This window comes from Chryseobacterium sp. CFS15 (assembly GCF_031118795.1).
In the GTDB taxonomy this organism is placed as follows: domain Bacteria; phylum Bacteroidota; class Bacteroidia; order Flavobacteriales; family Weeksellaceae; genus Chryseobacterium; species Chryseobacterium indoltheticum.
This window is the reverse complement of sequence record NZ_JAVHYL010000010.1, coordinates 184,121-203,485: the sequence shown is the minus strand read 5'-3', so window position 1 is coordinate 203,485 and position 19,365 is coordinate 184,121. Positions and strand designations below refer to the sequence as shown.

19 protein-coding genes and 1 rRNA gene are annotated in these 19,365 nt (G+C 33.5%); 7 read left to right on the top strand and 13 right to left on the bottom strand.

Going from position 1 to position 19,365, the window contains the following annotated elements:
- Positions 1-146: 146 nt before the first annotated feature.
- Positions 147-254 (top strand): 5S ribosomal RNA (rrf, locus tag OH814_RS16155).
- 553 nt (positions 255-807) lie between these two features.
- Here the strand turns inward: rrf and OH814_RS16150 are convergent.
- The 13 genes from OH814_RS16150 to OH814_RS16090 form a co-directional block, all read right to left on the bottom strand.
- Complete coding sequence (locus OH814_RS16150) at positions 808-1,278, bottom strand: hypothetical protein (protein WP_308828869.1); 471 nt, start codon at positions 1,276-1,278, stop codon at positions 808-810.
- Positions 1,279-1,341: 63 nt separating this feature from the next.
- The gene (locus OH814_RS16145; RefSeq protein WP_308828868.1) at positions 1,342-1,875 is read right to left on the bottom strand and encodes a hypothetical protein; all 534 of its coding nucleotides are present in this window, start codon (positions 1,873-1,875) and stop codon (positions 1,342-1,344) included.
- Positions 1,876-1,877: 2 nt separating this feature from the next.
- Entirely contained in the window at positions 1,878-4,592 is a 2,715-nt protein-coding gene (locus OH814_RS16140) for a hypothetical protein (protein WP_308828867.1), read from the bottom strand.
- A complete protein-coding gene (locus OH814_RS16135; protein ID WP_308828866.1) occupies positions 4,585-5,385 on the bottom strand; it encodes a WxL protein host-binding domain-containing protein in 801 nt (266 codons plus the stop codon). Before OH814_RS16135 ends, OH814_RS16140 begins: the two co-directional genes overlap by 8 nt.
- Before the next feature lie 94 nt (positions 5,386-5,479).
- The gene (locus tag OH814_RS16130) at positions 5,480-6,058 is read right to left on the bottom strand and encodes a hypothetical protein (RefSeq protein WP_308828865.1); all 579 of its coding nucleotides are present in this window, start codon (positions 6,056-6,058) and stop codon (positions 5,480-5,482) included.
- Positions 6,059-6,299: 241 nt separating this feature from the next.
- Positions 6,300-6,815 carry a phospholipase domain-containing protein gene (locus OH814_RS16125; protein WP_308828864.1) on the bottom strand — a complete coding sequence of 172 codons (516 nt, stop codon included), beginning with the start codon at positions 6,813-6,815 and terminating at the stop codon, positions 6,300-6,302.
- A gap of 250 nt (positions 6,816-7,065) precedes the next feature.
- Positions 7,066-8,670, bottom strand: a complete 1,605-nt coding sequence (locus tag OH814_RS16120) for a hypothetical protein (protein ID WP_308828863.1) — start codon at positions 8,668-8,670, stop codon at positions 7,066-7,068.
- Positions 8,671-8,807: 137 nt separating this feature from the next.
- Entirely contained in the window at positions 8,808-9,602 is a 795-nt protein-coding gene (locus OH814_RS16115; protein ID WP_308828862.1) for an SDR family oxidoreductase, read from the bottom strand.
- A complete protein-coding gene (locus OH814_RS16110; protein WP_308828861.1) occupies positions 9,603-10,265 on the bottom strand; it encodes a hypothetical protein in 663 nt (220 codons plus the stop codon).
- 538 nt (positions 10,266-10,803) lie between these two features.
- Positions 10,804-11,298 carry a hypothetical protein gene (locus OH814_RS16105; RefSeq protein ID WP_308828860.1) on the bottom strand — a complete coding sequence of 165 codons (495 nt, stop codon included), beginning with the start codon at positions 11,296-11,298 and terminating at the stop codon, positions 10,804-10,806.
- Between the two features lie 5 nt (positions 11,299-11,303).
- Positions 11,304-12,524, bottom strand: a complete 1,221-nt coding sequence (locus OH814_RS16100; protein ID WP_308828859.1) for a 3-phosphoshikimate 1-carboxyvinyltransferase — start codon at positions 12,522-12,524, stop codon at positions 11,304-11,306.
- Positions 12,525-12,604: 80 nt separating this feature from the next.
- Positions 12,605-12,931 (bottom strand): nucleotide pyrophosphohydrolase, encoded by a 327-nt coding sequence (locus OH814_RS16095; protein WP_308828858.1) that lies wholly within the window; start codon positions 12,929-12,931, stop codon positions 12,605-12,607.
- Between the two features lie 76 nt (positions 12,932-13,007).
- Complete coding sequence (locus tag OH814_RS16090) at positions 13,008-14,411, bottom strand: hypothetical protein (protein ID WP_308828857.1); 1,404 nt, start codon at positions 14,409-14,411, stop codon at positions 13,008-13,010.
- Positions 14,412-14,683: 272 nt separating this feature from the next.
- Between OH814_RS16090 and OH814_RS16085 the strand changes: the two genes are divergently transcribed.
- The 6 genes from OH814_RS16085 (at position 14,684) to OH814_RS16060 (ending at position 19,361) form a co-directional block, all read left to right on the top strand.
- Complete coding sequence (locus tag OH814_RS16085) at positions 14,684-14,935, top strand: type B 50S ribosomal protein L31 (protein WP_076560427.1); 252 nt, start codon at positions 14,684-14,686, stop codon at positions 14,933-14,935.
- Positions 14,936-15,118: 183 nt separating this feature from the next.
- Positions 15,119-16,279 carry a GlmU family protein gene (locus OH814_RS16080; RefSeq protein WP_308828856.1) on the top strand — a complete coding sequence of 387 codons (1,161 nt, stop codon included), beginning with the start codon at positions 15,119-15,121 and terminating at the stop codon, positions 16,277-16,279.
- A gap of 97 nt (positions 16,280-16,376) precedes the next feature.
- Positions 16,377-16,886: an RNA polymerase sigma factor gene (locus tag OH814_RS16075; RefSeq protein WP_076560422.1), complete on the top strand. Its 510-nt coding sequence runs from the start codon at positions 16,377-16,379 to the stop codon at positions 16,884-16,886.
- The gene (locus tag OH814_RS16070; RefSeq protein WP_308828855.1) at positions 16,861-17,529 is read left to right on the top strand and encodes a hypothetical protein; all 669 of its coding nucleotides are present in this window, start codon (positions 16,861-16,863) and stop codon (positions 17,527-17,529) included. Before OH814_RS16075 ends, OH814_RS16070 begins: the two co-directional genes overlap by 26 nt.
- 54 nt (positions 17,530-17,583) lie before the next feature.
- The gene (locus tag OH814_RS16065) at positions 17,584-18,849 is read left to right on the top strand and encodes a DUF4252 domain-containing protein (RefSeq protein WP_308828854.1); all 1,266 of its coding nucleotides are present in this window, start codon (positions 17,584-17,586) and stop codon (positions 18,847-18,849) included.
- An 11-nt stretch (positions 18,850-18,860) separates the two neighbouring features.
- Positions 18,861-19,361, top strand: coding sequence for a DUF4252 domain-containing protein (locus OH814_RS16060; RefSeq protein ID WP_308828853.1), 501 nt, complete (start codon positions 18,861-18,863; stop codon positions 19,359-19,361).
- Positions 19,362-19,365: the final 4 nt, after the last annotated feature.

Below are 19,365 nucleotides of genomic sequence, written 5' to 3'. Positions count from 1 at the left end.
GGCAACTGCTTAATTGCGCAATAAAGGTTCTCTCTTTGTGAATATTCTTATCGATAAATATAATTTAGCAATGTAAAAGTTTACCAATGTACCAATATCAATTGTTACACTGTTACATTAACTACATTGTTACATTAAACCATATTTAGGGTGGTTTTAGCGGTGGGGCTCACCTGTTCCCATTCCGAACACAGAAGTTAAGCCCACCAGCGCCGATGGTACTGCGAAAGCGGGAGAGTAGGTCGCCGCCAGTTTTTTTTTAAAAGTCTCATACATGTATTTGTATGAGACTTTTTTTTTGCTCTAAACCTAGATAATGAGTAATAGGTAATTAGCAATGAGTAATAGGCAATCGGTAATAAGTAATTTTGATAAGTGATAAGTGTTAGTTGTTAGTTGTTAGTTGTTGGTTGTTGGTTGTTGGTTGTTGGTTGTTGGTTGTTGGTTGTTGGTTGTTTCGCTCCTCCGGAGCTTATGAAAATGATGCTGTAATGTTATACAAAGGTTGAGCTCCTCCGGAGTGATTGTTATGTTTTACCTTTTATCTTGAGTGTAAATTTTACTTAAAATCTTGAGTTTTGAGATTTACATTTAAAGATGTAAATATTGAATTTTAAAAGATAAATTTGAATTGTAATTAAGGCACAAATATTACTTTAGAATGCAACTAACCCTAGCCCGGATAGCGGTTACCCCGCAACGGAATGGAAAAGTCGAAGGTTTAGCTTTGGCGATGCGAAGGTGTGAGGAGTAATAGCGGATAGCCGTATAAAGCTCCTGAAAAAAATACCTTTTCATATTATTGTTCTAAAGCGCACTTATAGTGAATACGAGTCGACTATTGTACGTTGCAGCAGGAATTGTGACAGAAACACCACTAAGCTGTAATTGAATGGGAATGTTTGTATACGAAGCTAATGCTGCTATTGCTGTAATCCTAAATAATTCGATATCTGTAAGCGTCACTGTTTGATAAGCTGTTCCCCCTGTTAAGGTGCACAATAAACAAAGTGTGGTTCCGTCACCGGTTCTTTTAGCTTGTAATATTAAATTTGGATTCCAGGTCGGGTTTCCTTCGTAATGTACAGATACTTTGCCACTGCTTAAAAGTAATGGGATGCTTGCTGTTAATAATATTTGATTGGCCGCGCTTTCATAAGTTCCCGCATAGTTTGATCCGGCTTCTGTTATTGATGGAATAGATACTGCCCAATTAGTTCCTCCTACTGTTAAAGTTCTTTGTGCTTTCATTGCGCAGAAAGAGAGTAAGAAGAGCATAAAAGTTGCTTTGACCAAGCATATTCTACAAATAATATGATCTTTCATCATTTCCGTTCTTATTTATTCTGTGATTGTATATACGATGACCACCGCGGTGTTTGTACGGGCTGATAAATTACTATACGTATTTGGGGATAAACTTATGGTTAACCGATGTCCGTTATTTGCTCCGTTTCCTGTAAAGGAACCACCAATTCCGCTGATTATTGTCTGTGATGTCGTATTGAGTGTGATTTGGGCTGATGGCGTACCCAATGTTCCTCCGCCAGATCCTGTAGCTGCTGCTGCTTGAATTTTTATATCTATTCCTGGAATTACAGGACTTACAGAAGCCGTAATCTTTCTGCTTAATCCTCCTGCTGCGATTGCTGATGTATAATTAATCCATTTTGAGGTATTGATAGCGGGTGAAACAATTGGTCTTCCTGCTTCGGTGGGAGCGATAAAATTCATTGCAATTGCGCCTGCGGGTTCAATATCCAGTAGGGTAACAACGGGCAAAGTTACACTGGCGGTTCTATTTCCCGTAGTTTGTCCAAAAAGACGGGAAGAGATGATAAATGTGATAAGAAAAACTAATTTGTAGCTGCTCATTTTCATTTTTTCTTTTCTTTATAACTTACTTTAATTGTTTCCTGCTGATATTTTATTTCTGATGGTTGTTTGATGACATTAATAGTTATATTTTTTGTTTCGCCAGATTTTACAGTAAATTCAAACTGGTCAATCGGTATTTTATATTTTTTATCCAAACCGTTTCTGTATACTTTTACCGTCCAATCTCCGGGACGCAGATAAGTAAAATCAAAAAAATCACCCAATATTGCCATTTTTCTGAATACCTGACTATCGCTGGAGATTTCAACAATTACATTTTCTTTTTTCTTTTTTCTGGTTGAAAGCTGTGCAAAACTTAATGTATTGTCGTGCTCTGTATATTCAATTTTTCCCTGAATCTTTACTGCACTTGTCAATCCAAAATTGAAGACATTTTCTTGATCAGTTAAAATTAAAGATGCAGGAACATTCCGGTCTGTGATATCATTGATGTCTGTAGTTGATCTGTCAATCTCTAAAACATAATCTCCGGGATTAACATTTTTGAATACATAATTTCCATCTTTGTCGGTTACAGAAAGATGATTTCCTAAAATTAGCCGGATCCCATCAATCTTTTTTACTCCTAGATTTTTTATATTTCCTGATAAAATAGTGTATTCTGCGATTTTCTGGGTCGGAATATTCATTCTTAAAGTATAACGCAGCGAAAAAATAAAATCTTTATTTCCCAATTCTCCACGCTGTAAATTGTATCTCGCTGAAACGCCAAGCTCATGCCCTGAATAAATCTGTTGATTAAAAAGAAGTTCAAAAAGATTTCTATCCGTATAATAATCTTCAGGCATGTAATTGTTCTGATAAAAAAGACTGAACTGTGTTTTATCTGAAAACCTGCTTAGAATTCTTGCTCCAAAATAAAACTGCTTCTGATTTTGCAGCTGATAACGAGATGTAAGTGCATAGCTGCCATAGATGTTGAATGAAGTTTTAAATTGTTCGAAACCAATATTTGCGGTATAAAAACTCGAATTTCCGGAAATTCCGGTCAGATAGTTATCTGTTTTTCCTAATTGTCCTTCGATATTAAACTGAAAAATACCGATTTGTTGGTTAACAGAAAGCTTGAAAAAACGGTCTCTGTAATCAAATTCTTTGGGCATTAATCGGTCTTCATATCTTTGTGAGCCGCCATATAATGTTATATTTCCTTTCTTTGAATATTTATATTGTACTCCATATTGCAAATACTTACGATATGGTGCTGCCAGAAATAGAGTGTCACGCTGAAAATTTTTAGCATCCTGAACATAATTTGCAATAAGATTTATTCTTTGTGATAATTGATATTGCAGATTACCATTAATATTACTCGTATCATTAAAGTATCCTGCATATTCTGGGCTTGCACGCATGTACATTACATTTCCTCTTACTCTTTCATAATTTGCAGTCGTTTGAATCATATAAGCAGTTCCGTCGGTCTTTTCTGTTTTGCTGTACGATGTCTCTCCGGAAATTTCAAGATTCTTATTAATACTAAATTTTCCTGCTAAATAAGGTAAATGTGCATTTGAATCTAATTTCATATTACTAAAATTAAAATCTTTACTTTCCGTATCAGGTATTTTATACAAATATCCTGCAGTGATTTCCGATTGTTTTCCAATTTTTAGTTTAGAATAAATATTAAATTCATCTTTAATATCCGTAAAGAATCTGGGATGATTATAAAATCCTCCAAAACTTATTTTTTTTAAGTCGAAACGAATTTCTGCACCTCGGCCGTATCGTGCATATTCGGTTAAAAAAGAGGCAAAATAATTTTTATCTCCCAAATGAACCCATAAATTTTCACGCTTATAATTCACAAAATATTCTTCGTACTGGGTGAAAGAATTAAAATCTACCGGATTTTTGGTAACTGCATGAAACTCTAAAATGTTTTTATTTTCAAAGTCTAAACTGCCTTTTCCATAGAGTTCACCTTGAAAACCTTGATCATAACGACCCCGATTTTGCATGCCGATCATAGAAATAGAGGCCGAAACGGGAAATCTGTGGTAAATATCATCCTCAACCGGCCTTATAGAAATGATTTTTATGCTTGAATAAGCAGTTTGAATTTGCTGTGGATTTTCTTTAGAATAAACTGAAAGATTTACATTCTGATATTCATTTTTCCCTAAATCTGATGGAGTATTTTTGCTTACTATAATTTTTTTACTTTCTCCTGGAGCCAAAGCTAAAGAAGCGCCGAGATCAATCGCTGCATTTTTACTTTCTAAAATTAAATTTTCAGTAACGTTTCCGTGATTTTTTAATAAAAAAGTTGATTTTACAGTTTCTCCGGCTTTTACAAATTCCGGAGAATCTAAAAGTGTAAGTGATAGTTTTCTGTTCCCTGAAACTAAAAAATCTGTAGTCTGAGTTATTTTTTCTCCTGTTTGTACTTCAGTCCCTCTCACGGTCACAGAATATTTTCCTTGAGGTGCTTCTGTTGCGATCTGTAAAGGGACAATATATATTTTACTTTGATTCGGAGGAAGGGAAATTTCTCCGTTTTTTAAAATCGGGATAATAAGATGATGTGAAGTTTCAGTTTTCAGATTATAGTTTTTTACCACAGAACTGGTGTTTTCTATTGTAAAAGAAACAGAAGTAGATGTTCCCGGTTTTAAACTATCTTTTTTTTGAGAAAAAATAAAAGCTGGGAATAACAGAGTAAAATAAATAATCCATTTGTTAGTCATTTTTTACTTCTAGTTCTACATTGAGAGCGAATGCATTTTCTTCTTCATCGGTAGCGATAAGGACTGCATTATACTTATCGGGTGGTATTTGGCTGATATCAATATGAAAATATTTTGATGTTTGGGGTAATAATCCCAACGCCTGACTTGAAAAGTTTCCGAGTTTCTCTCCGTTTTTTTTATTGTAAATTTCAATATTTGCGGTTGGTTTGCAATAGAGATTCCCCCTGTTTGTAATAGCAACTTTTAAGATTTTTTTTCCTTCTTCTTTTTCAATCTTTACTCCTTCAAATGCAAGATCGTGCTTTGCTTTTTCAGAATCAAAATCTGTAATCACCTGAATTGCATAGCGAATAATTGAGGTAATATTTACGCCCTGTTTATTATCATTTGGCTTTATTTCCTCCACAGGTTCTACCATAATTACGCTCCAGTAACTTCCAGGTTCAGAAAGATGATCAGGAACGTTTATTTCGTAGTAAACTTCTGTTTTTTGCTTGGCTTTAAGAGTAAGAAGGTTGGTATTCAGTTTAATCCAGTCCGTATTGGTTTTAATGTTGGTATGAGGAGCAGAATAATTAATGGTACCGTCAGATTTGTAACTGTAATCCTGAAGAAACAATTTTACACTTTGTGGCTGATTGCCCGTATTTTCTATTTCAATTTTTCCCTTGTAAACTTTTCCGTTTTCTACCTGATAAGAGTGCGAAAGCCCGTTGAGAACAACAATTCCGGCTTTTAGAAAACAGAATTGCACGATGAAAATTAGCGATAGGAAAATGCGCTTTATCATATTAATGTAAAGTTTGGTGTTTAAAACATTGATGATACAAGATCAAGAAGAAAAAGCGATTTCTTCTTGCCTCTAAAAGATGAAGTCGGGCAGATTAGTTATCTGAAATAGTATAGGTAACCGTAGCAACTGTAGTTGCAGCTGCCTGCAAATCTGCATACACTGCAACTCCACCGGGGCCACTTCCTGCAGCGAGAGCATACGTAAGATTATGACCGTTATTGGCTCCGTTACCTGTATAAGCACTTCCTATTCCTGAAATAATTGTTTGATCTGTTGCGCTCAGAGTCAACTGAGCAGCTGGAGTTCCCAATGTTCCTCCTCCAGAACCTGTAGCTGCCGCTGCGGTTACTTGAATATCAATTCCAGGAATAATAGCATTTACACTTACAGATACATTACGGGTTGGGTCTGCAACAGATTTAATAGAAGAATAATTTAACCAAAGTGTGGTGTTGGATGTATTTGGAATCACCGGATTTCCCGCTTCGGTAGGTGCTGTGAATCCTAAAGTAATATTTTTTGTAGCGGCTGGCTCAATATCTACCAGTGCTACTTCGGGCACACTTATGGTAATTGTGTGATTGTCTGCGTTTGTGTCTTGCGCTTTAAGATTTGTCGAAAGAGCAAAAGCTGCCAAAGACATAGCTATGCTAAATGTTGTTTTTTTCATGGTATTAGTTATTTGGAATTGTGAAGTTAATAAAATTCATTATAATATGACATATATACTCATAAAATTTTATTGTTATATATGTCATTTACAATATTTTAATAAGTCTCAAAATATTATTTTGCATAATTATTAAAAAACTTTCGTAAAATTTTATGACCACAATCACCAAAAAAAATCTTACGCAGAAAACGATATAAGACTTTTTTTCGTTAACTAATCTAAGACAGATTACTAGTTATTATCGTTTTCCGGATTCTATTCTTCCTACAAAATGCCAACTATTACTATTTGATTTAATTTTGAGATCGTACCAGCCTTTTGTTTTGTCTAAATTGATAGTTATTTTTTCGTCTAAAGAAGCGTTGAGGGTAAAATCTTTCTTATTCCCGTCATACTGATTTTCTAAACCGATATGTAAAGTATTTTTGGATATATTCGTCAATGTGACATCTACTTCATTTTTATAGAGATTGCAAAATAGAGTTACCTGTAGCTCAGGGCTTTTGCTTCCTTTAAATTTTCTCACAAAACCATTTGGACCCGTTACCTCATAATTGTATGACTTTATATCTACCAAATGCGAAATCTCACCATTTGATTTCAATACATAAGAAAAATAAAAGTCTTTTGTATTAAATTTATTTTTATCATAAATAATTATGGGTACCGCAGTATCTTTAAAGTTCGTCATTACGATCTTGTCACCTTTAAGATTTACGTCGTAATTGTATTGTAGTTGGGTTGATGGTTTCATTTCTCTTTTTCTTGAATGTCAATAAGTTATTGCATTGATTTTTTCCAAAATAGATTGAGAAATGGTGGGAGAATTAGTTTCTTTTAAAGAAAAATATTTCTAATATCAAATGTAAATCAACAGTATTACCTGTTTGTGAATTATTTGTTATAATTGAAATATTATTTCAGTAAAAATAATATTAAAAATTAATATAATGTCAATGTAATGTTAATTTATTTGCGAATTAGAAAAATAATCGAAGTTATCATTAAAACCTGCTCAAAATTCCCCAGTGAATTTTTATATCGTTAAACTTAAAAGGATTTCCAAACTCGTTACCATTAGAAAGCTGAAAACTCATCAATCCAAGCGGAATAAAGAAATTGAAACCAAGACCAACGCTGTATAATTTAGGTTTTACGTTAAGCGATTTGTTATTGAGCTGCCCATATTGTCCGAATACGTCAAAAAATGCCTGATTTCCGATGAGATATCGGTATTCCATTCCTGCGTAGTAATAGAAATCGGCGGCGAGAGAGTTTTCATTAAAACCCCGGAGAGAATTCCAGCCACCAAAACGGTACAATTCGTTGGCAGAAAAATCAATTTTAGAATCCATCATTGCGCCTTCTCCTTTTATGTTGAGAAAGTGATTTCCGTTGATATGATAATTATATTCACCAAAAAAGTAAAACTGATTTTGATTGGCTTTTATATTTTCAGCCGTATAGTTGGTTGCCAGAAAATCGTATCCAACATTTAATTTAGACTTGTAAAGAAAAAGATCAATATCGGTAGGCTCGGTCATGTCAAAGAAAATACCAATCCCTTTTTTGTTGTAATCTTTCCCCTGGATATAGAGGCTGTCGAGAATTGCAGATGACTCGAAAGTTCCTCGAAGCCCGATTTTTTGCCTGCTGTTGAGATGATAATAAAATGCGGGTAAAGCTTTTACGTTGGCAAAAGTAGAATCTTGTCTGAAGATATTTACTTTCATATTTAAACCCACATTAGAGTTAAATAAATACGGAATATCAGTCTGCAGATCAAAAGTCTGACCTTTGTCGGGGTTTCTCTGCCAATAAAGGTTCACGGCTTCAAAACCATTAAACATATTTTTAAAATTGACATTCAACGTTCCGTTCAGCGTAAATTTATCGGTTTTATCATTTCCAAAACCAATAACTCCATCAAAAGTGTTGGTTTTTTTCTTTTCCATAAACAGATAGATCTGTGTGGAGTCTTTTGTGAAAAGCGTCTGTGGCTGCCGTTCAAGCGTGATGAAAGGATGACTCTGGAAATTTTTATTGATGGCAATCAGATTTTTGTCATCATAAGTCTTTCCTTTAAATTCTTTTTCAAGATTTTTTATAAATCTTTTGGGAACTCGGGTGTATCCTTTTGCCACAAAACCGTCAATCGTACGTTTATTATTTTTATTAATATTAAGTTCTACAATCGGAATCCCATTTTTCTGACCTTTAAACTGAGACTTGATCCTGCTGAAAGCAAATCCGTCATCAATATATTTTTTGTTGATATTTTTTTTGACTGAATCTAAATTTTTGGTGAAAAATTCTTTCTCCAGTTTGAATTTGTCGACAATAGAATCTGAGAGGTTAACATACGTTTCGTTGAAGTTTTTGCCTTTGTCATAGAAAATCTCTGTGCTGTCACCTTTTATTTTTACATCTTTAAGCTCAGTAAAAAAATAATTGCTTTGCGCTAAAGAATCAAGAAATTTGACAGCAGAAACCGAGTCTTTTACCTTTTTCTTGACTTTCGTTTCTGTATCAATAAGGAAATAATGTTTCTTTTGCGCTTGTACAAAAACGCAAAACAGGATAAAAAATATGTTTAAAGTTAATTTCAACTATTAAAATGTATAAAAAAGGTTTGTCCTTCCGCAGGAAACTAAGCGTTTTTATTATAAAGTAATTGCCGAGATTCCTACGGAATGACAAAAGTGCAGTTTTATTTTTGGAGATTTAATTGCTTTAATAACTGAAACTAAACCAGTTTATTATACTTCTTCATTAAATTTTCATAAGTTCCCTGTGGTAAAATCCATTTCAAAGGGACGCCGATTTTCTGCCCGAATTTACCAAAATAATAATGAGCTTTCCATTTATTTTTAGTTAAAAGCTTGTCAATATATTCTGCAACTTCCAAAGGCTCAGTTCCGTCGCCAACATGAGAATTCATCAAAGCATACACTTTATCGAAAACTGTTGCGTAAGGCTCAGAAACTTTAGTTTTCACACGATTTTCTGCAATATTGGTTTTAATGTCGCCCAAATGAAGCGAACAAACATCGATATTCCAAGGATAAACTTCATATCTCATCGCTTCCGTTACTTTGTCCAGAGCAGATTTTGAAGCCGAGTAAAACCCACGGAAAGGTAATCCCATCTCACTTCCGATACTGGAAACATTGATGATTTTTCCGAATTTATTTTCCCGCATTTTCGGCATTACGGCGCTCATCATCTGAACTGATCCTACAAGATTTAGATTGAATAATTTTAAAATATCTTCTTTTGTAGAATCTTCTACCGAACCAACCATTCCCATTCCTGCATTGTTAATTAAAACATCAATTTTAGTTTCTGTTTTTAAAACTTCAGCGATTGCATTTTGTACCGCATCATTGTCTGTAATATCTGTAGGAATTGATTTAAAATATTGACTTTCGGTATGCTTTCTGCTTAAACCGTAAACGTGATGACCTTTCTTCCCGAAATATTCTGCTAACACGAAACCAATTCCTGAGGAAGTTCCGGTGATGATGATTGTTTTTGACATTTAATAGTAAAAATATTTATTTGAATTAGGAATCTTGAATTTATTTTCACCGATCCTAAAACCGTTCATTTTTTTGAGTACGGTAAATTTATGAATAAACTCTTTATAATCATCTTTTGGAATGTCTGTTTTGTTGTCATCACAGCTTGAAAACTGTTCGTCAACAATTGTTTTTCCAGTAGAGAAATTAACTTCATAAGTGAAATTATAATCACAAGTGTCATCCAATTGATATTTTGAGCCAATCAGATAAAAATCACCATTTTGAAATCGAAAAGTATATTTTGATGTATCTGAATGTCTTGAATTTGTGAAAAAAAGCTGAGAAATGATGAGACAATTATTTTTAATTTGTATATCAAGCTTGTTATCTTCTGGATAGAAACCGTATTTGCTGTCAATGATTACGGATGAATTTTCTTTCCATATTTTTAATTTTCCGTTGATGTTTTTGAGGATGTAAAACTTTCTTTCAAAACCTTCAGATTCTGTTTTTATGTTGGTATTAAAAACAATTACTGTTTCATCTTTTCCATCTTTATCTAAATCTCCTTTGGTTTCCAAAATTTTTTCATAGCCTTTTGGAATCTCAAAATTTTTCAATTCCTGCGACGGAGAAATTGAAAAGAGTAGAATTATAAAAAAAGAAAAGAGTTTTTTCATTCATCAATCATTAAGAGTTTAATCTAATATCATTTTTTAAGATCTTTCTTTAGTTTTCAAATTATAAAGCAGTCTTTTGCCATTTTATAATTTACTACCGTTCATTTTTATAAAAGGTAAATTTATGTAAAAGAACCAAAAAATAAGACTTTCGATATAATAAATCTAGAGAAACAACATAAAATTGATTAAACGATATTTCAAAAAAAATCCCGAAGACATGCTTCAGGAATTTTTTAGTATTTAACAGTTTTAATTAAGGTTCTATAATAATACTTCCGCATTGGCTCCCATTAGGAGTACAATAATAACGTTGACGGGGAATGCAGCATTTATAATATCCTACCATACAATTTTGAATACACACTTCGATTCCCCCGCTAATACTTTTCAATTCTTTTCTTGAAATTTTTTTTAAGTTTTTCATAATGATTAGTTTTAAATGATTTGAATATTTGTGATGTTTAATATCCACACTATCAAATATATAAAATTTATCAGTGCGAAATAGAATTTATATTTTTTTATTTATTAATCATTAAAAACTTAAGCCAATATCCTCTCTTTCGATCATTCCTGTGGTTTCCAAATCACAAATACAGCCTTTTACGGTTTTGTAATTTCCGTTGATACGGTTTTCTTTTCCGTTGCTGTCTTTGATGATAATTCCGGCAGAATAATCGTTGCCTTCGGCGTGATAAGCTCTGTAAACTACGTATTCGTACCCATTATTTTTAAATAAAATATTGTCAATTTCCATTCCTGCATTTTCTTTTCCACCGCCTCTCATATAAGAATTGTAATGAAATTTCTTCCAGCTTTCTTTGGTTCTTTCAGCAGGAAATTCCATTTCGACTTTAGCTTTAGTTCCAAATCGATATTGAATGTATGTATTGGTTTTATCTTTTACCAAAGACATTTTCTTACCATTTTTGGTTTCAAATGAATAAATAACTTCCTCGTTAGGCAAAAGATACTGCGCCCAAAATGTCAAAGGAAATAGAAAAGCAAAAATGATTACAAGTTTTTTCATATAAATTAATTTTCAAGAATTGTATTTAAATCTTTCCAAAACATCGGATACGATTTTTCCACCACATTTTCGTCTTCAATATTTAAATCTTTAATAAGGCAAAATGGTGCAAAACTCATTGCCATTCTGTGGTCTTGATAGGTTTTGATTGAAATATTTTCTTCAGGATCTTTAAAGCTGATTGATTTGATCATTACATCTGTGATTTCAGTTTCTGTTCCGAGTTTTTGCAGTTCATTGTATAATGCCAGAAGTCGATCCGTTTCTTTTACCCTCAAAGTTCCCAAACCTGAAATTTCAAAAGGAATTTTCAATGCTGCAGCAGTTACACAAAGAGTCTGGGCAATATCAGGGCAATTATTCATATCCAAAATAATCTTTTCAGGAAATATGAAATTTTCAATAGGCTGAAGTGTTAATTTGTGCTCGTCTTCCGTGAACATGGTTTTGATTCCAAAAAACTTTTCATAAATATCTGCAATCGCAGAATCTCCCTGTGTAGATTCTTTGTAAAAACTTTTCAGATGAATTGTTTCACTTCCCAAAGCTGCGAAAGAATAAAAATAGGATGCAGAGCTCCAGTCGCTTTCTACTTCATAGTTGATAACTGATGAATGATTATCAATAAATGATTCTACTTTTATAGTGTTTCCTCTAAAGCTGTTTTTTATTCCGAATTTGGTTAAAATATCCAAAGTCATTTCAATATACGACCTTGAAGTAACTTCACCTACCAAATTTATTTCCAATCCATTTTCCAGTTTTCCGGCGATTAAAAGAAGAGAAGTAATGAACTGGCTTGAAATATTTGCCGGAACATCTACTTTTGTTTCTGTGATTTTTCTTCCAATAATTTTTAAAGGTGGAAAGCCTTCATTTTCCAGATATTCGATTTCTACGCCGAGGTTTTGTAAAGCCGTAACCAAATTCTTAATTGGTCTTTCTTTCATTCTTCCGGAACCGGTAAGAATTGTATTTTTTCCGTCTTGTATCGAATAATACGAAGTAAGGAAACGCATTGCTGTTCCTGCGTGATGAATATCTGCAATCTCTGTTTCCTCAGATAATGCTTTTTTTAGCAATTGTGTATCCTGAGAATTGGAAAGGTTCCCGATTTTTATGGCTGCAAACAGACTTTCTAAAATCAACAAACGATTCGAAATACTTTTCGAACCGCTGATTTGTATGGTTTTGTTTCCTATTAATTTTGATTTTTCTAGCTTCATTATTTCTTCAGACTTTTAAATTAAAGACATCAGATTTCAGATTTATAAGTTTAGCGTCTGAAATCTAGTATCTATATATCTTATTTCAATTTCTCATTATTCTGATGGCGCTCTTTATCGCGATCAGTTTTTATTTTCATTTTTTTATCAAAAGCTTCCTGTAGATTGACTCCGGTTTGGTTGGCTAAACATAACGTTACAAACAAAACGTCTGCTAATTCTTCTCCCAGATCTTTACTTTTATCACATTCTTTTTCGCTTTGTTCACCGTATCTTCTTGCGATAATTCTGGCAACTTCGCCCACTTCTTCAGTAAGCATTGCCATGTTGGTTAACTCATTGAAATATCTTACCCCAATGGTCTTTATCCATTCGTCGACCTGTTGCTGCAGATTTGTAATTTCCATTTTTTAAGAGCCAAGTTAAAAGTTTAAAGAATTAAGTTAATTTCATTCATCAATCATCAATCATCAATCATCAATTTTACTGATAAGCGCCTAACGTCGGGCTGGTCGTTCTGGAAACATTTACAATATCTGTAGGAACTGTGTTGGCAACCGTTATATCACCTTTGTTTTTTGCAGGAGAATCGGCTTTTACTCTTAAGTTCATCTTGGCTGCGAAATAATTCATAAATCTAGGATCCTGATTTTTTATACTCTGAACGACACTGGAACTTGTAAAATCAAATCCGGCTGCACTTATTCCTGAATATTTCAGTAAGCTGTTTTGAATGGTGAAATTGAGCAATTGTCCCGGAACCTGATTTAAAGTTAAAGAATTATCCCGATCAGAATAAATAATACTGTTTCTGATATTGATATGAAGAGATCCCGGATCGGGTTGCCCGTTTTCTTTTTTAAATTCATTGGTGGCGTAAATTCCGTCACGGGTAAATTGACTTAAAACTTCAGAATAATTAACAATCGTAGAGTGTACAAAATCATAGACTCCACCTTTGAAGATTCCAACGCAAGCCTCGCCGCAGTTATTCATTACCAAATTCTTTGCATTGATATTTGATCGTACCGAATAGATACCATATTCCTGAAAGGTATGGATGAATGAATTGCTTATTGTCGCATCGGTTTCTGTCATTTCCAGACCTCTTGTTCCACCAAAAAGTCGGGTATGATTCATATTCAAAACGGATGCAGCTTCCATTTTTATAGAATTCCAGTTTCTTGGGATGGTGTCATAATAGCTGTCATTTCTGTCACCACGAATAATTACCTGATTATCTGCTGTTCCGTTGATATTCAATGTTGCTCCTGTAGAAACTTTCATTCCGCTGTTTTTATGGAAATATATTTTTGTTCCCGCTTGTACGTTTAAATTAACTCCAGGATCAAGCGTCAAATCTCCGTAAATAATTTTAGCTTTATTATTAGACCAAGTTGCATCAGAAGCAATAACATTTGGGTTTGAAGGAGTTTTAATGAAAAATTCAGCATCCTGAACAACAGAAAATAAAGTGACATGTTGTTGTCCGGCTCCGGTTGTAAACAAAACTCTGTCTTCGGCAATCGCTTCCGGGCCTGTGGCTTGAGGTGCAATTTCTACAAAAATATAAAGACTGTCTTTTTTTCTGAGAGGAACATTCTGGAAATCGTGTCCTGTTTTTCCGTCTACATTGATTTTATATAATGACGCAGCTCCTTTTTCAAGACTGATTCTTGGGATCATCACATCTTTATCTTCATTATTAAATACTTTTACCACATAGGTTTCTGAGCGTACCTGATGATAAACAGTATCACAGAATACGGTATCTCTCGAGAAACTCAATTCCTGAGAAGGTGCATCAAAGCTAATATCATCCTTATCACACGAAATTGCCAGAAATAACATCCAGAATGAGAAAAAGAGTAGTGATTTGAATTTCATATGTAGAAATTTTTGTTTGTCTAATGTTATATGTTATCGCTTAACCTCATTGGTATTAGTTATCAAAGACAGCTCTGGCGATTTCATCGAAGTTAAAATATATCTAAGTTTCAAATTTAACGAAAATACTTTAATTTTCTTATCTTTTAAAAATTGTTGACCAGGTATTTGTATATTATAAAAATTATTGTATTTTTGCAACCTAAAATTTAGCAGAAGAAATACCATTACTATTTCGAAAGCAAACTTTAATTTTTTTAAAAAATAGTATTATGAAAAAAGGAATTCACCCGGAAAATTATAGACTTGTTGTTTTCAAAGATATGAGTAACGACGAAGTATTCTTAGGTAAGTCAACTGCTGACACAAAAGACACTATCGAGTTTGAAGGTAGCGAGTACCCATTGATCAAAATGGAAATCTCTTCTACTTCTCACCCTTTCTACACAGGAAAAACTAAATTAGTTGATACTGCAGGTAGAGTAGACAAGTTTATGAACAAATACAAAAAATTCGCTAAGTAATTTTTTGATATTGAAATATTTAAAGTCTTCCGATTTTCGGAAGACTTTTTTATTTGTAGTTAAAAGACAGAAATTAAAAGTTAGTGGTGAGAAATTAGTTTTACTATTTGTATTTTTGCTTTTAGTAAAGATTAGATGCCTAACATCTAACTTCTAATATCTAACCTCTAATTTCTTTTTAAAATGCAACTTGTATTTTCAGATGCACAATACTGGGAAGATTTTCTTCCGCTTACTTTTACAAGACCTATTGCAGAAATGCGATGCGGAATTCTTACATTCTCCGAAAGATGGCAGAAAATCTTAGCTACTACTGAGGTTTCCTGGTTTACAGAAATGTATCTTCAGCAAAAATTCAGAGAACCTGAAAAAAAAGAAAGCCTGTTTTTGGTGCCCAACTTTTTGCCAACAAAAACAGTGATTCAGCAGATTAAAGAATTGAAGCAGGGTGAAGCTTTGGTTTATGAAGACGAATTGGTTGCTGCGAAAATTAATATGGAAGGTTTTTCTTTACATCAGATTGAAAAAATGACTGATATTAAAGAAGAGCTTGTTTTCTTTAAAAAACCTACCGATTTATTTACTTATAATAAAGAAGCAATAGATTTTGATTTTGAATTGCTTACTAAAGGCAAAATTTCTCAGGAATTGTCTTCTACCAATGGATTTTTAGGCAATAAAGAAGATTTGTTTATTGAAGAGGGTGCCGAAATAGAATTCTCAACCATCAATACCAAAACCGGAAAAATCTATATCGGGAAAAATGCCGAAGTAATGGAAGGTTGTAATCTTCGTGGCCCGATTGCACTTTGTGAAGGCTCTAAATTTAATCTAGGTGCAAAAATTTACGGTGCAACCACGATTGGTCCGCATTCTAAGGTTGGCGGTGAAGTGAGTAATATTATTATTTTTGGCTATTCGAATAAAGGACATGATGGTTTTGTGGGAAATTCTGTGATTGGTGAATGGTGTAATCTAGGCGCAGATACAAACTCATCCAACCTGAAAAATAATTACGGAAATGTAAAGCTTTGGAACTACAGAACCAAAGATTTTCAGGATACAGGTCTGCAGTTCGCAGGCTTAATAATGGGAGATCATTCTAAAACAGCAATCAACACACAATTGAATACAGGAACGGTAATAGGAGTTGCATCTAATATTTTTAAAGAAGGCTTCCCGCCTAATCTGATTGAAAACTTTTCCTGGGGTGGATTTAAAGATGATGAACGTTTTAAATTGGATAAAGCGTACGAAGTTGCCGAAAAAGTGATGGCAAGAAGAAAATTGCCTTTAACAGATGGTGATAAAGCGATTTTGAAACATATTTTTAATGAATATTAATTGATTATAATTGAAAACTTCAAATTTTTTTGAAGTTTTTTTCATTTTAGTGTAATATATTTCGATTTCAGATTGTCTTACTAATAGAAACAAGCTTATGACCCAAGAAACTTTTAGGGATACGGTATTTACTCTCAGAGATGAGATGTTCCGTTTTGCAAAAAGGTTTGTTATGAGCAGTGATGAAGCGGAAGATGTAGTACAAGATTTGATGATTAAATTCTGGCAGAAAAAAGATGAGCTGGAAAAGTTCGGAAATTTTAAATCTTATGCTCTGAAATCTGTAAGAAATGAATGTCTCAATCGGTTGAAGCATCACGATGTAAAGTTAGGTTTTGCTGATATGCAGCTTCATCGATCGGAATTGTACAGTATGGATGTGAATAATCTGAAAGAATATATCATAGGTTTTATCAACCAGCTTCCGGAAAAACAGAAAGCGGTGATTCACCTGAAAGATGTAGAAGAGTATGAAGTGTCTGAAATTTCCGAAATGTTGGAAATGGAAGAAAATGCAGTAAGGGTCAACCTGATGCGTGCAAGACAAAAAGTAAAAGAACAAATCTCTCAACTGATGAGCTATGAGCAACGACAAATTTCAAGATAAATATAACGAAATCTTCCAAGGCTTAAAGGAAGAAAAGATGAGCTGGAATTTTGAAGATTTTCTTCAGAAAGCAGAAGGTAATGTCGTTTCAGAAAACGAGGCGCCAATAATTCCTATTCAGGGTAAAAAACCTTCACTTCCGAAATGGTTTTGGATGGCTGCAAGTGCGGTGATACTTTTAAGTTTTGGTTTTTTATTTAATGATTATCAAAACGGTGAGACTGCAGATCAGGCGAAATTGATTGAAAACGAAATTCAGAAGCAGAAAACTGATTTTATTAATGAAAATCATAATCACGATTCGCAAGTTGCAGTTCATATCACTGATTCTGTTTCGGGACCAAAGCAAGATTCTATTTTTGTGGAAAACTCGATTGCTGAAAAAGATGTTTTGGATGAACTTCTGTCTAAGAAAAGCAGGATCAAAAAGCAATCAAAACCGAGATATGTTTATAATTCGGAATTAAAAAATAACACTTCGAAAGATTCCACAGGATATAAAGATTCTTATGTTATCGTTAACGGGAAACGTATCGATAATATGGAAGAAGCTATCAATATAACAAAATATTCATTCCAGGTGGTGGCTAATAATGTTAATCAGGCATTAGCTCCCAAAGTAATGGACAACGTAGATTATTAACAACAGATTATGCAACTGATCAGGCTTATAATCAATTTAAATTTAACTGAACTCATGAAAAAACTATTCATTATATGTACTCTTGTGCTGTCTCATTTCTTTAATGTGTACGGACAGGAAAATAAATTAGATAAACTTTTTGATAAATATCAGGAAGTGGAAGGGGTAACTTCTATTAAAATTGCAAAACCAATGTTTGGAATGCTCAGCAATCTGAATATTGCAGATTCTGAACTCGATCAGATCAAACCTTTGCTGGCAAAAATCAACGGGCTGAAAGTATTGATTACAGAAAACTCTTCAGGTAATTCAAAAGCAAATATTAATCAGCTTAATAAAGAGATTTCGGCATTTGTGAAAAATCTGAATTACAGTGAGATTATGTCTGTAAAAAATGGCGGTAGCAGAATTAAGTTTCTTTCATCTGAAGCTGAAAAAGACGGTACTTTAGAAAATATGCTTTTAAATATAGACAGTGGAACCGGTGAAAGTATTCTTGTAATGCTTGATGGGAAACTTTCTATGGATGATGTGAATAAAATTATTAATTCCAGCGAAACTAAAACGAATACGACAAGAACTACAATTACCAACAGTTTTACTTCAGATAATTCTGCATCTTACTTGAATGGCGAAAACAGAAATGTAGGGCAATTCTCAGGAATCGATGTAAGTGCAGGTGTAAAAGTAGTTTTTACGCAGGAAAATAATACAAGTGTAAGAGTTTTTGCAGATGCCGATAAACTTCAAAATGTAATTACAAAGGTAGAAAACGGTATTTTGAAAGTTTCAATTGATAATAAAGGAACGAAGAATTTGAGATTCAAAAGCCTTAGCGTGAATGTCTCATCACCAAAAATGGATAGAATCAAGGCTTCTTCAGGTTCCAATTTTACAACAGTGAACGAAATCAAAGGAAAAGAGATGACTGTAGATGCTTCTTCAGGATCAGGAATTGTTGCAAAATTTCAAATTTCCGGTACTTCTAACTTTGAAGCTAGTTCTGGTTCTACTGTGAAAGCGTCAATCAATTCAGATAAAGTTTTAGTAAAAAGCTCAAGCGGATCTAGCATTAAGCTGGAAGGAAATACAGAATACATATCAATCGATGCAAGCAGTGGTGCTTCTTGTAAAGCAGATCAATTAACTGCAAATATTGGTGTAGTAGAGTCTACATCGGGAAGCAATGTTTCTGTGAGCGCAAAAGATAAATTAACAGTAAAAGCTTCGTCAGCTGGATCTGTAAAATACAGAGGAAATCCTCAGATTGAATCAAATATCAGCAAATCTTCTGCAGGAAGTTTAAATCAGATCAACTAAAAAACTAGGCCATGAAAATTTTCAAAAACATTTTTTTTGTTTGTTGTACTTTATTTTTAATGCAGTCATGCGTTGTTTCAAGCAAACCAAACATCGATTTTTTCTCAAAATCAAATTATAATTCTCAAGATGCGAAGTTTGCCAGCTTTAATGTGCCGCTATTTCTGGCGAAGCCCTTTATCAAAAAAGCGTTGAGAGAAGAAGCAGAAAGTGAAGCTGCAATTGCAATGGTAAAAAAAGTTTCGAAAATAAAAATGATGACTGTGGCCAATGGAAGTGAAGCAATGCTGAAAGATTATGCCAACTATCTAAAGGATAATAATTACGAAGTTTGGGCAACGATAAAACATGATGGCGATAATGTAAATATCAGAGTAAAACAAAAAGGCGAGATGATCAATAATATGCTGATTACTGTAAATTCTAAAAAAGACATGGTGTTTTTGGATGTTAAAGGCAGCTTTACGGCAGACGATATTTCGCAGATGATCAATCTCGCATCAGACAAATAAATTC